This is a genomic window from Streptococcus sp. UMB0029 (assembly GCF_002871495.1).
In the GTDB taxonomy this organism is placed as follows: domain Bacteria; phylum Bacillota; class Bacilli; order Lactobacillales; family Streptococcaceae; genus Streptococcus.
Window position 1 is genome coordinate 138,408 of sequence record NZ_PNGD01000003.1, and the last position, 13,189, is coordinate 151,596.

At 38.1% G+C, this 13,189-nt stretch carries 11 protein-coding genes and 1 pseudogene; all 12 read left to right on the plus strand.

Annotation, left to right across the window (positions count from 1 at the left end; all coding sequences use genetic code 11):
• Nucleotides 1–8: 8 nt before the first annotated feature.
• The 12 genes and pseudogenes from CJ239_RS02715 (at nt 9) to CJ239_RS02770 (ending at nt 13,150) form a co-directional block, all read left to right on the plus strand.
• Entirely contained in the window at nt 9–1,073 is a 1,065-nt protein-coding gene (locus tag CJ239_RS02715) for a nucleoid-associated protein (RefSeq protein ID WP_102210458.1), read from the plus strand.
• Nucleotides 1,070–2,458 carry a hypothetical protein gene (locus CJ239_RS02720; protein ID WP_180958192.1) on the plus strand — a complete coding sequence of 463 codons (1,389 nt, stop codon included), beginning with the start codon at nt 1,070–1,072 and terminating at the stop codon, nt 2,456–2,458. Before CJ239_RS02715 ends, CJ239_RS02720 begins: the two co-directional genes overlap by 4 nt.
• A gap of 131 nt (nt 2,459–2,589) precedes the next feature.
• A complete protein-coding gene (locus CJ239_RS02725) occupies nt 2,590–3,342 on the plus strand; it encodes a DNA-entry nuclease (protein ID WP_102210460.1) in 753 nt (250 codons plus the stop codon).
• A 67-nt stretch (nt 3,343–3,409) separates the two neighbouring features.
• Nucleotides 3,410–3,814, plus strand: a complete 405-nt coding sequence (locus CJ239_RS02730; protein WP_102210461.1) for a YbgA family protein — start codon at nt 3,410–3,412, stop codon at nt 3,812–3,814.
• On the plus strand, nt 3,798–4,163 hold the full coding sequence (locus CJ239_RS02735) for a TIGR02328 family protein (protein ID WP_102210462.1): 366 nt from the start codon (nt 3,798–3,800) through the stop codon (nt 4,161–4,163). Before CJ239_RS02730 ends, CJ239_RS02735 begins: the two co-directional genes overlap by 17 nt.
• A 156-nt stretch (nt 4,164–4,319) precedes the next feature.
• A pseudogene (locus CJ239_RS02740) lies at nt 4,320–4,685 on the plus strand (type II toxin-antitoxin system RelE/ParE family toxin).
• Nucleotides 4,675–4,968 (plus strand): helix-turn-helix domain-containing protein, encoded by a 294-nt coding sequence (locus CJ239_RS02745; protein WP_000797746.1) that lies wholly within the window; start codon nt 4,675–4,677, stop codon nt 4,966–4,968. The pseudogene CJ239_RS02740 and the gene CJ239_RS02745 overlap by 11 nt, the downstream one beginning before the upstream one ends.
• 562 nt (nt 4,969–5,530) lie before the next feature.
• A complete protein-coding gene (metE, locus tag CJ239_RS02750; protein ID WP_102210463.1) occupies nt 5,531–7,780 on the plus strand; it encodes a 5-methyltetrahydropteroyltriglutamate--homocysteine S-methyltransferase in 2,250 nt (749 codons plus the stop codon).
• Nucleotides 7,781–7,841: 61 nt separating this feature from the next.
• Entirely contained in the window at nt 7,842–8,708 is an 867-nt protein-coding gene (metF, locus tag CJ239_RS02755; protein ID WP_102210516.1) for a methylenetetrahydrofolate reductase [NAD(P)H], read from the plus strand.
• Nucleotides 8,709–9,407: 699 nt separating this feature from the next.
• Entirely contained in the window at nt 9,408–11,621 is a 2,214-nt protein-coding gene (gene pnp / locus CJ239_RS02760) for a polyribonucleotide nucleotidyltransferase (protein WP_102210464.1), read from the plus strand.
• Between the two features lie 15 nt (nt 11,622–11,636).
• A complete protein-coding gene (gene cysE / locus CJ239_RS02765; protein ID WP_000539979.1) occupies nt 11,637–12,254 on the plus strand; it encodes a serine O-acetyltransferase in 618 nt (205 codons plus the stop codon).
• A gap of 11 nt (nt 12,255–12,265) precedes the next feature.
• Nucleotides 12,266–13,150, plus strand: coding sequence for a GNAT family N-acetyltransferase (locus tag CJ239_RS02770; protein WP_102210465.1), 885 nt, complete (start codon nt 12,266–12,268; stop codon nt 13,148–13,150).
• Nucleotides 13,151–13,189: the final 39 nt, after the last annotated feature.

Consider the following 13,189-nt stretch of genomic DNA (forward strand, 5'->3'; position numbering starts at 1 on the left):
GTAATGAGATGGAAAAAAGATTAAGATTATTCCATTTTTCGAAAGATCAATATGGAGAATCAAGTTATTTATCGGGTATAATTTTTGATGATTCTTCTGCAGAGTTTAGCAAAATTGTAGAAGATTTAGAATCTAGAATAAACAAATGTATTGATGATAAATATGCAAAAAATTTTAGATTCAAAAGACCTTCTTCACAGATAGTAACAAATGTATCAGAGATATTTGAAAGTGAAGAAAAATTCGATAGAAATTCAGAAGATATTGCAAGTAAATTTCAAGAATCAATAGGACGTAGATTTCAAAATGATTTTTATTTAGTTGTACTTACAACTGAAATTGACAATAACGAAATCCTGTTTCTGGTTAAGATGGAGACAGGAACCGCTATTCAAGTAACTGATGAAAATACATTAACTACATTAGATAAGATTCTGCCAGATAAGAAATCAAGACTTCAAAAGGCTACCGTAATTTTTAAAGATAAAACAATTCAGTTTAAAGAAAATAGAGAGGAGCCAAATTCAGAAAGAACAAATATCCACTCAAGAGTATTGGATAGAACGGATGACAATATATCGGGGTATTTTTTCAAAATATTTTTAGATAGTGATAACGTCATAGATGATGAGGATTCAGCTGCTCGAATGGCAATACAAGCAATTGATACAGTTGTTAAACCATACATAAAGTCTGAAGCAAATCCTGGAATTGTAAAAGAGAAGTTAACAAGTTTTTTATCTCAGAGAAGAGATACATCATTTGAAGGGCTGATTCAAGAGGTTAGTGATGTCTTAGACTTTGGTATAGAAAATAGAGAAACAGATATAGAAAGATTATCAACTGAAGCTTACAAATTAGCGAAAAGTAAAAATAATACTGTTGTAGCTAGTTTCGTAGCAAAGTTATATCGACCACCTAAAGCAACATATGTATCCCAAGGCGATGAACAACAAATTAAAATTAGCATTCTAAAAAGTCTAGAGAGTCGCAAAGATGTTTATTGGGATGATGACGACGATTTCTATGTTTTAAAAATTAACAAAGAAGTAATTACTCTGATTGAGAGGTGATTACATTGATTAAAGAACTTATTAAATATGTTGACGCTTTCGATGATGTTGTCGGACGTATTAATATTGATTCTAAAGAAAAAAATTTTATTTATATTTTAGAGTTCAAAATTGCAGAGAAAGAGTTAGATAGTTTTAAGGAAAAGATCAATAGTTATAAAATAAATGAACTGGATATAACTTGTAATAATTACCAGTTGGAATCATGCAAAGAAACTAAGGAAATCAATACTGTTGTAGTAACAATTAAACAAAACCAATTTCCTTTAGAGGGCCAGTCATTATATTTTAGAAATAGTAATGACTTTTATACATTTGAAAAAAAGTTTTTAAAAAGTACAACATTCGAAAGCCTCAAAAACAGGACTACAAAGATAAAAATATGGATTCCAGAAGAAAATAGTGATATAGATTCGCCCGTCTTTTCACTTTGTGAAGAAAAAATATATATACCTGATATATTAATTTCAAGAACGGAATTTAATCATAATTTGCTTTGTGCTCTTCCTAAAATAATTTCAGAACGAAATTTTGATGAATTTAAAAGTGCGACACTTGATGGTTTTCTATGTATAGTATCGGAAAGAAAAATTTCTAGTAGTGAATATATTATAAGTTTTGAAAAAAATGCTATTTTAAAATTGAATAGTATTGAAAAAGAAAATATAGATCTATTTGTTACACTAAATAAATTATTTGATTTTATTTTTGATGACGATAAAACTTATTATGAAAAGTTGATAATTTTTAGAAATATTTTTTCCGAATCTATCAGGCGACAAGGGACAATTAGTGATATAGACTTTAAGGATATTTTAAAAGATGTACAATCCAATTACAATTTATTTATCAATGATAAATTGAAAAAGTTTATCACTGATAAACAAAAGTTAACAGAAGATTTCTCAAAACTTCAAAAAGAGATTTTGGTTAATATCAGAAACATTTCTAATACATTGTCTCAGCAATTTTTAGTTTTACTTATAACAATATTAACTACATTTATTTTTAAAAATTTTAATACAAGGCTTGCGATGTCACTAACTGTATATTCTGGAATATTTTATTTAATTTGTATAATTATAGTAAATAAAGTGAGAGGATGGAATTTTGATTCTAAGTCTATAAAATCAGAGTGTGATGATATTGATAAAAATTATCAAATGTTATACAGTATAGATAAATATTTTATTAATACTTTGAAAGAATCCGATAACTATAAAACAGAATTAAAACGGTTAGAAAAAATTGAAACTTTATATAAATGGTTAATTTATATTCTATTATGGAGTTTGATAGTTATACTATTTCTGGTTTATAAACATAATGAATTTTATACTCAATTTACTTCCTATAAACAAGTAGTCGATTTGTTACTTCCGTAAAATTTAAAAACAATAATATTCGCAGAGAGAAGTACATAAATTGGGATATCTAATTTATATATGCTCTATTGAGGGAATTGATCTTACTGAGGTGGAATAATGGATAAGTGAAGGCAGATTTGGAGACTAAAATGAAAAAGAGTTTTTCGATGTCAGAGCAAAAAATTTTAGATTTGATTCATATCTCTACTGATCAACTTTCTAAATTAGTTGGAGGAAAAGTTCAGTATTGTACAAATATAGCTGAATGTCAGAATGAATCAAATTATTTTGTAGTAAATAATAATTTTGCAACAATCCATATTATGAATAAGGATAATTCGGGTTATATTGTTCCACATTCATTGGAGTTAGCTAAGAGACCCAAATGCGCGATATTTTATATCAATAAAAACGATTATAAAGATATTAAAAATCAAAAAGCGATAGTGGATAAAAAGAAAAATCGTTCGAGTCTTGGAAATCCGGCGGGATGGGATAAAATAAATAGAATTAAAGACTATGATAGATACTTTCATCGAGGTCACATAATCGCTTATTCATTAGGTGGTGATAAAGAGATTCATGGTCATCCTTATAAAGCCTTGAAATCATTATTTACTCAAACTGCATGGAGTAATATGGGGAAAGCTACTAATGAGAACAGATTTGAAAATAAATTCAGTCAGTGGTATTTTGAAGAGAAGATTGTAGATGAACTGGAACAGAGTTCAGTTTGTATTGCCTGTCGTCCTATTTATCGAAATAAAGCAGATAAGATTCCAATTGGAATACATATGCAGTCGGTGACAGAGAAAGAGTCTCTATTCAATGTCTTTATTCCTAATATTGATCCAAATATAAAAATAAATTATAAAAATTGCACATTTAAATTAAATAAGTAATTGCATTCAAGTAAAATATAACTTTGTTTCCATATTTTCGGGGAACTAGTAGAAAGTAAGGAGAAGTATGGAAAATAACAACCAACGTGCCCTTTGCCAGCAACTCTGGGCGAGAAACAAATACCTCGTTTTGAGTCATTCCAGCAATATTTACAATGAGATTCGCCAATACTTGAAGAATGAGCAGGTGGAGGGGAGTGAGGTTCAAGAGATGATTGACCGTGCCTGTCAGATTCCAGAACACAGGGGTCAGGTTTGCAATGCCTTTCAGCATATTTGGGGCTATTTCAAAAAGAAAGCGACAGATGCTGAGCGCAAGGACTATATGCTCTTGCTGGATCGCTACCGCTTTGGTCAGGCTTCTAGGGAAGACTTAATCACTAAGACTCGAGACTTGCTTGATCGCTATCCAAATACCTATTTGCAACATTCGACTTTACTGAAAGGAGACTCCCATGAGACTTTGGCATGAGGCTTTGATTTCACAACTTCCCCGTCCTCAACTTTTGGGGCAACATCGAGAGTGTTGCGCCCTACGTGGCAATGGCTGGGGCAGAAAGCATGCAACGGTGGACTATGTCTTTACCCACTCGCCTTACCAGCTATTTGTCTACCATGATTTGATCATGAAGGAAATGGCTGACCGTGGCTACAATGTCAGTCCAGAGTGGTTGGACAAGAACTACCGAGGTAAGACCTGCCCTCCTTATCAAGACTTAGCAGAGGAAAAGCTGAAAAGTCCTATCTATAGTGAGCATGATGCTACCTACTATGAGGAGTGTCTGGATAATCTCCGTGAGAAGGGGATAGAGCTGAAGTAAACGTAAGGATTATCAGCATTTTATAACTCTTTTCGTAATTTTTTCGAATAATAAAGATGAGACCTTTAGAGTTTTTCTAAGGTCTTCTTTTTATGAGTGTTCAGATTTACTTTTAATAACTTTTGAGTTATAATTAAATTAGAAAGAGGTAGCTTGGTGCATACGATTTACTTCTATAAGGACAAAAATGGAAACGAGCCAGTTTTGGATTATATGAGAGAATTGGCTAGTCAGAAAAGTAAGGATAGTCGTATCAAACTCAATAAACTAAATGACTATATCGAGTTGCTTAGTCAGCATGGGACGAGAGCTGGGGAACCCTATATCAAACATTTGGAAGATGAGATTTGAGAACTAAGACCACTGAGAGATCGAATTTTATTTGTAGCATGGGTCGATGGTAGTTTTGTTCTTTTACATCATTTTGTCAAAAAGACTCAGAAAACTCCTAGAAGAGAGATTGAAAAAGCCAAGCGTGAGTTGAAGGACTTAAAAGAAAGAGGATTAAGTGATGAAGAATAGTGCTATTGGGAGTAACTGGAAGGATGTCAGGTCAGAACTCTTTACCAAGGAGGAAATTCTTGAAAGTGATATGCGAGTGGCTATTATGAGTGAGTTGATAGAAGCTAGACATGAACAAGGAATCAGTCAGAAAAAACTAGAAGAACTTAGTGGAGTAAGCCAGCCTGTCATAGCTAGAATGGAAACAGGAAAGACTAGCCCTCAGTTGGACACAGTCTTAAAAGTCCTAGCCAGTTTAGGAAAGACACTAGCAGTCGTCCCACTCGAACAGAGAAAGAGTTGATAGGAAGCAGTTGGTAAATTTTAACAAATTTAACAGTTAGAGTATCTTAATTTTATAAAATCAAACTTTTTTAATTAAGCGTGAACGAAGTGATCTTTTAGTGGATATTTCCCGCCATAGTGGTATTCTAGATAATAATTTATTATTATCTAGAACGGAATTTTTGAGAGTAAAATAGTTCGGGGAACTATTTTAGCCTGAGCATAGAAATGAAAAAGCGAAGTGCTCAAAAATCAGTAATGAAAGTACGAAGTAATTTGCTTCCGTCCGCACTTTTCAGGGAAATATCAGAATTACAAAAGAAAAATCAACCTATAGTCTTTTCTAATAACAAGCCATAGTCACTTATAAGAATTACTAATAAGGCGTTTGAAGAGCCTAACTGAAATAGACCTATAAAACAAGCTATACAAAGGATTTGAGGCATTTTTCTCAGGTCTTTTTCTTTTGTTTAAAACATAGATATAGTTTCAAACTATATCAAATCCTAATTTTTTACAATTATACAGATGATTTCTTTTCTGTTAAGATAGTTTCAACAACAAATTTTGGAGGACACATCATGTCAACTACAATCATCGGTTTCCCTCGTTTGGGCGAATTCCGCGAGTTAAAATTTACAACTGAAAAATACTTTAGAAAAGAAATCACAGAAGAAGAACTCCTTGCAGCAGCAAAAGACTTACGTGCTAAACACTGGAACATTGTCAAAGAAAAAGGCATCACTGAAATTCCATCAAATGACTTTTCTCACTATGACAACTTCCTAGATGCAGCTTTCCTTTTCAACGTGGTACCTGCTTCAGTTCAAAACTTGGACTTGTCTGACCTTGAGCGCTACTTCGCTTTGGGTCGTGGTTACCAAGGAGAAAAAGGAGACGTTCGCGCCCTTCCAATGAAGAAATGGTTCAACACCAACTACCACTACATCGTTCCTAAATTTGAAAAAGACACTCAAGTTAAACTTGCAGGTCATAAGATTTTCGATGAATTCCAAGAAGCAAAAGAACTTGGATTGAACACTCGCCCAGTTCTTGTAGGTCCATTCACTTTCCTTCAATTGTCAGACTTTGAAGAAGGCGTGAAAGCAGAAGACTTCGTAGACAGCTTAGTGGCTGCTTACCAAGAAGTTTTTGCTAAATTGGCAGAACTTGGTGCGACTCGTATCCAATTGGATGAAGCTGCTCTTGTAAAAGATTTGACAGCTGAAGAAAAAGCTCTCTTCTTGGACCTCTACAACAAATTGTTGGCTGACAAAAAAGGTCTTGAAGTCTTGCTTCAAACTTACTTTGGTGACGTTCGTGACGTTTACGCTGACCTTGTAAACTTGCCTGTTGATGCTATCGGTCTTGACTTCGTTGAAGGTAAGAAAACTCTTGAATTGGTTAAAGGTGGTTTCCCAGCTGATAAGACTCTTTATGCAGGTATTGTCAATGGTAAAAACATCTGGCGCAACAACTACGAAAAGAGCTTGGCTGTTCTTGAACAAATCCCAGCTGAAAATATTGTCTTGACAAGTTCATGCTCACTTCTTCATGTGCCATTTACAACAGCTAACGAAGAATTTGAACCAGCTATCTTGAACCACTTTGCCTTTGCAGTTGAAAAATTAGACGAAATCCGTGATTTGGATGCTATCCGCAATGGTCAAGATGAAGCAGCTCTTGCGGCCAACAAAGAACTCTTTGCGACTGAGCGTGTGGGTGAAAATGCGGAACTTCGTGCGCGCATCGCTGGCTTGACAGACGCAGACTACACTCGTTTGCCAGCATTTGCAGAACGTGAAGCTATCCAAGAAGAAGCTTTCAAACTTCCAGCTCTTCCAACAACAACTATCGGTTCATTCCCTCAAACTAAGGAAGTTCGTGCGAAGCGTTTGGCTTACCGTAAGGGTGAATTGTCTCAAGAAGAGTACGATGCTTTCCTTGCTGAAACAATTGACGAATGGATCAAATGGCAAGAAGATATCGACTTTGATGTCCTTGTTCACGGTGAATTTGAGCGTAACGACATGGTTGAGTACTTCGGTCAAAACTTGTCAGGTTACCTCTTCTCTAAAAATGGTTGGGTACAATCTTACGGTATGCGTGGGGTGAAACCACCAATCATCTGGGGTGATGTTACTCGTCTTAACCCAATCACTGTTAAATGGTCTAGCTATGCACAAAGTCGTACAAACAAACCTGTTAAAGGTATGTTGACTGGACCTGTTACAATTCTTAACTGGTCATTCCCACGTGAAGACATCTCTATCAAGGATTCTACTCTTCAAATCGCCCTTGCTATCAAGGATGAAGTGCTTGATCTTGAAGCTGCTGGTGTGAAAATCATCCAAATCGACGAGGCTGCTCTTCGTGAGAAATTGCCACTCCGTCGTAGCGACTGGTATGAAGACTACCTTGACTGGGCTATTCCTGCCTTCCGCTTGGTACACTCAACAGTAGCACCAGACACACAAATCCACACTCACATGTGTTACTCAGAATTTACAGATATCATCCCAGCTATCGACAACATGGATGCAGACGTTATTTCCTTTGAAGCTAGCCGTTCAAACCTTGAAATCTTGGACGAACTCAAAGCGAAAAACTTCCAAACAGAAGTGGGACCTGGGGTTTACGATATCCACTCACCTCGTGTGCCAAATGAAGGCGAAATCGACAACACAATCGAAGCCATTCTTGCCAAAGTGCCAAGCAAGAAAGTTTGGATCAACCCTGACTGTGGTTTGAAAACACGTGGTATTCCAGAAACAAAAGAAAGCTTGATCCGCCTTGTTGAAGCAGCTAAAGCTGCGCGTGAGAAATTGTAAGATTAGATTTCTCCCTATAACGGTTGTTCAAAATGAAATCAAAAAGAAAAGGATAATGACTATGTCACGCCAAACACCGTCACTCTCATTTGAAGTGTTCCCTCCAAACCCAGCAGTGGGTAATGATAAAATTATTTCTGCTCTCCAAGATATGCAGGAGTTGGCCCCTCACTTTATCAGTGTAACTGCCAGCAATAATAAATTTAATATCAAGGAAACGACGGTTCGTTTGGCTGACTTTATCCAAAATGACTTGGTGATTCCGACCATTGCCCATCTGCCAGCTATCTATTTGAACAAAGACAAGGTGGCTGAAACCATTGCAGACTTGGACAAGGTTGGGGTGCAGAAAATCTTGGCTCTTCGTGGGGATATTATTCCTGATGTGGAACCACAAAAGGATTTCCGCTACGCAACTGACTTGATTGAGTTCATCAAGGAACAAGCCCCTCATTTTGATATTGTTGGTGCTTGTTATCCAGAAGGGCATCCAGATTCACCAAATCAGATTTCAGATATCCAAAATCTCAAGAAGAAAGTAGATGCAGGTTGTTCGAGCCTTGTAACTCAGCTTTTCTTTGACAATGAGCGCTTCTATGATTTTCAAGACAAGTGTACTTTGGCTGGGGTTGATGTTCCCATTCATGCAGGGATTATGCCAATTCTGAATCGAAATCAGGCTCTCCGCCTCTTGAAGACTTGTGAGAATATCCATCTTCCACGCAAATTTAAAGCCATCTTAGACAAGTATGAGCATGACCCTGAGTCGCTCAGAGCAGCAGGACTTGCCTATGCAGTAGACCAAATCGTGGACTTGGTAACTCAGGATGTGGCTGGTGTGCATCTCTACACCATGAATAATGCGGATACAGCAAAATACATCCACCAAGCAACCCATGCCTTGTTTAATCATCAGTCTCTAGGATAATAAAAAGCAAACCATTCTTCTCAGGTGAGGGGAATGGTTCCTTTTTAATGGTAAAGACCGCACTTTTTAAGAAAAATATGATAAAATAGACTCTGTACGTACTTGATACAAAGATGAGGGTATTTAGGTTGTAGAAGTTTGTTTAAAGTTGATTATTTTTTAAACAAAATCTGATAATGTGTGTCTCAAAAAACACGAAAGGAGTGAGTATTTAAAAGATATTTCACGCTATCGTGGTATCTTAGATGATAACAATATTATTATCTAAGACGGGATTTTTGAGAGTAAAATAGTAAAGATACTTAATTGAATTTTGGCCTCATTTCTTAGGAAAAAAGATAAGCTTACTAGCACTCATCGAGTGCGGTGTCACCTTCCTATTTTTCTACAGAAATGTTCGGCAAGCCGAACCGTCCAAAATATCTTGATCAATTGAACCCGGCCGAAAAGCTGTGTAAAAAGATAAACTGTCTTGTCTTCATCGAAGACTTCGTCAGTTTCCTATTTTTACTTTGCTTTTGACGTCCTTGGTATCTTGAGTAATTGAACTCGCCTACAACTCTGTGGAAAAAGATCAATCTGCCTAGGAGCAGTCGCTCCGTCGTCCGATTTCCTATTTTCCTTTGAGTTGCTTAACGGCTTAGTATCTTGATCTTTGTAGGCAAGACGTATAATATTATCAATCCAAAGGGGATTAAAATGACAAAACAAGTGTTTCAAACGACTTTTGCGGGTCGTGAGTTAATTGTAGAGACTGGTCAGGTTGCCAAGCAAGCAAACGGCTCTGTTGTCGTGCGTTACGGTGAGTCAACAGTCTTGACTGCGGCCGTGATGTCTAAGAAAATGGCAACTGGGGATTTCTTCCCTCTCCAAGTCAACTACGAAGAAAAAATGTATGCGGCTGGGAAGTTTCCTGGTGGCTTTATGAAGCGTGAAGGACGTCCTTCAACAGATGCGACTTTGACAGCGCGTTTGATTGACCGTCCAATCCGCCCTATGTTTGCGGAAGGTTTCCGTAATGAAGTACAAGTCATCAATACAGTGCTTTCTTATGATGAAAATGCTTCTGCACCGATGGCAGCTATGTTTGGTTCATCCTTGGCGCTTTCTATTTCAGATATTCCGTTTGACGGACCAATCGCTGGGGTACAGGTGGGCTATGTCGATGGCCAAATCATCATCAACCCAAGTCAAGAACAGGCAGAGCAATCTCTTCTTGAATTGACAGTAGCTGGTACTAAACACGCTATTAACATGGTTGAGTCTGGTGCCAAAGAATTGTCAGAAGAAATCATGTTGGAAGCTCTTCTCAAAGGGCATGAAGCAGTCAAAGAATTGATTGCCTTCCAAGAAGAAATCGTTGCGGCAGTAGGTAAGGAAAAAGCAGAAGTGGAATTGCTTCATGTAGATGCTGACTTGCAGGCTGAAATCATCGCAGCCTACAACAGTGATCTCCAAAAAGCGGTTCAAGTAGAAGAAAAATTGGCTCGTGAAGCTGCAACTCAAGCAGTCAAAGACCAAGTAACTGCTGTTTACGAAGAAAAATATGCGGAACATGAAGAATTCGACCGTATCATGCGTGATGTGGCTGAAATCTTGGAACAAATGGAACACGCTGAAGTGCGCCGTTTGATTACAGAAGACAAGGTTCGTCCTGATGGTCGTAAGGTCGATGAAATCCGTCCTTTGGATGCGGTTGTTGACTTCCTTCCTCGTGTGCACGGTTCAGGTCTCTTCACTCGCGGACAAACTCAGGCACTTTCAGTTTTGACCTTGGCTCCGATGGGAGAAACTCAAATCATTGATGGTTTGGACCCAGAGTACAAGAAACGCTTTATGCACCACTATAACTTCCCTCAATACTCTGTAGGGGAAACAGGTCGTTATGGTGCACCAGGTCGTCGTGAAATTGGTCACGGTGCTCTCGGTGAGCGTGCCCTTGCTCAAGTCTTGCCAAGTTTGGAAGAATTCCCATATGCGATCCGCTTGGTAGCAGAGGTCTTGGAATCAAACGGTTCTTCTTCTCAAGCCTCTATCTGTGCGGGAACTCTTGCCCTTATGGCTGGTGGTGTGCCAATCAAGGCGCCAGTAGCTGGTATTGCCATGGGACTTATCTCAGATGGAAATAACTATACAGTATTGACAGATATTCAAGGTTTGGAAGACCACTTTGGAGACATGGACTTCAAGGTTGCAGGAACTCGTGACGGGATTACAGCCCTTCAAATGGATATCAAGATTCAAGGGATTACTGCAGAAATCTTGACTGAGGCTCTTGCCCAAGCCAAGAAAGCTCGTTTTGAAATCCTTGATGTGATTGAAGCAACCATTCCAGAAGTTCGTCCAGAATTGGCTCCAACTGCTCCGAAAATTGATACCATCAAAATCGATGTGGACAAGATCAAGATTGTCATCGGTAAGGGTGGAGAAACCATTGACAAGATTATCGCTGAAACAGGCGTTAAGATTGATATCGATGAAGAAGGAAATGTGTCTATCTACTCTAGCGACCAAGATGCTATTAACCGTGCTAAAGAAATTATTGCTGGTTTGGTCCGTGAAGCCAAAGTGGATGAAGTTTACCGTGCTAAAGTCGTTCGTATCGAGAAATTTGGTGCCTTTGTTAACCTCTTTGATAAGACAGATGCCCTTGTTCATATCTCTGAGATGGCTTGGACGCGTACCAATAATGTCGAAGACTTGGTAGCCATCGGAGACGAAGTTGATGTTAAAGTTATCAAGATTGATGAAAAAGGACGTGTGGATGCTTCTATGAAAGCCCTTCTTCCTCGTCCTCCAAAACCTGAACGTGATGAAAAAGGTGAAAAATCAGAGCGTCCTCATCGCCCACGTCATCACAAGGATCACAAACCTAAAAAAGAATTTACAGAAACACCAAAAAATTCAGAATAAGAAAAGGAGAAATGTATGGGATGGTGGCGCGAAACCATTGATATCGTGAAAGAAAATGATCCAGCGGCCCGCACCACTTTGGAGGTTTTGCTGACTTATCCAGGTGTCAAGGCTTTGGCGGCCCACCGTCTCTCGCATTTTCTCTGGAAGCATGGCTTCAAACTCTTAGCTCGTATGCACAGTCAGTTTTGGCGCTTTTGGACCCAGATAGAGATTCATCCAGGAGCCCAGATTGATTCAGGTGTCTTTATCGACCACGGTTCTGGCTTAGTGATTGGTGAGACGGCGATTGTTGAAAAAGGTGTTCTCCTTTATCATGGAGTAACCCTTGGTGGGACGGGTAAGGATGTTGGCAAACGACATCCGACCGTTCGAAAAGGAGCTTTAATATCCGCTCATGCTCAAGTCATTGGACCTGTGGAAATCGGTGAAAATGCCAAGGTCGGTGCAGCAGCAGTTGTTGTGGCAGACGTACCTAGTGATGTGACGGTTGTCGGTATTCCTGCTAAGATTGTCCGTGTTCATGGTAAGAAGGATGAACCAGTCATTCACGAAGTTGAAGAAAAACGAGAGTATTATGTCAATAAACTCGAGCAGGCTAAAGAAGCCAGTCACAGATCGTCTGGGTTGTAGAGGATAGCTATATGATTCAAGCAAGAAACAAGTTAAGCCAAGAGGAGCTATCTGAGGCGAAAAAACTAATTAACTGTTGCCAAAACTATGACGGTACCTATCGTGATCCCTATCTCTCTAACATGCTTAATTTTGACCCAAACATGCCCGCCTTTTTCCTTTATTATGAAAAAGGCGAACTTGTTGGTCTCTTAACTGTCTATGCTGATGATCAAGATGTAGAAGTGACGATACTGGTTCATCCAGCTCATCGCCGTCAGGGAATTGCGCGTGCTCTGTTTACGAGTTTTGAAAAAGAAACGGCTTCTTTCCCTATTCGTTCAGTCACTTTTCAGACAGAACGTATTTTTCTAGAACGTCATCCTGATTTTGTCAGTAACTGGGGATTGGTCGAGGATGAAGAGACAGAAACTTGGTTAGGTAAGGATAGAAAATCTTATCCGTTAGCAAAGGTTTCTAATCTTGAAGTTTTGTTAGCAGATAGTTCGTATCAGGAGCAAATTAGTCAGTTAAAATTTCAGGCATTCTCAGAGGAACATGAATCTAGAGAAGTTGTGGATAGATATGTCGCTGAAGCTCTGAAGGATCCAGAAAGTTACCTATATATTTTATTAAAAAACAGTCAGGTTATTGGAACTTGCACGGTAGATTTATCGACTAATACGAATTACTTCTATGGTTTGGCAATATCGGAACCTGAACGTGGAAAAGGCTATGGAAGCTATTTAGCAAAATCTCTAGTCAACCAACTGATTGAGCAAAATGATAAGGAATTTCAGATTGCAGTAAAAGACAGCAACGTAGGTGCTAAGCGCTTGTATGAAAAAATCGGCTTTGTCAAACAGACCCAGGTGGTTTATCTGAATGAGAAAGGAGCAAGGGATTCCGAAGTCTAGAGAGATTCGGACTGAAATTGAATTGAACTCTTAGTGATG

Excerpts from the sequence above, each read along its gene's own strand:
- CJ239_RS02730 (WP_102210461.1), top strand. The coding sequence starts at position 3,410 with ATGGAAAATAACAACCAACGTGCCCTTTGCCAGCAACTCTGGGCGAGA.
- pnp (WP_102210464.1), top strand. The coding sequence starts at position 9,408 with ATGACAAAACAAGTGTTTCAAACGACTTTTGCGGGTCGTGAGTTAATT.
- cysE (WP_000539979.1), top strand. The coding sequence starts at position 11,637 with ATGGGATGGTGGCGCGAAACCATTGATATCGTGAAAGAAAATGATCCA.
- CJ239_RS02715 (WP_102210458.1), top strand. The coding sequence starts at position 9 with ATGGAAAAAAGATTAAGATTATTCCATTTTTCGAAAGATCAATATGGA.
- CJ239_RS02745 (WP_000797746.1), top strand. The coding sequence starts at position 4,675 with ATGAAGAATAGTGCTATTGGGAGTAACTGGAAGGATGTCAGGTCAGAA.
- CJ239_RS02725 (WP_102210460.1), top strand. The coding sequence starts at position 2,590 with ATGAAAAAGAGTTTTTCGATGTCAGAGCAAAAAATTTTAGATTTGATT.
- CJ239_RS02770 (WP_102210465.1), top strand. The coding sequence starts at position 12,266 with ATGATTCAAGCAAGAAACAAGTTAAGCCAAGAGGAGCTATCTGAGGCG.
- CJ239_RS02735 (WP_102210462.1), top strand. The coding sequence starts at position 3,798 with ATGAGACTTTGGCATGAGGCTTTGATTTCACAACTTCCCCGTCCTCAA.
- metE (WP_102210463.1), top strand. The coding sequence starts at position 5,531 with ATGTCAACTACAATCATCGGTTTCCCTCGTTTGGGCGAATTCCGCGAG.
- metF (WP_102210516.1), top strand. The coding sequence starts at position 7,842 with ATGTCACGCCAAACACCGTCACTCTCATTTGAAGTGTTCCCTCCAAAC.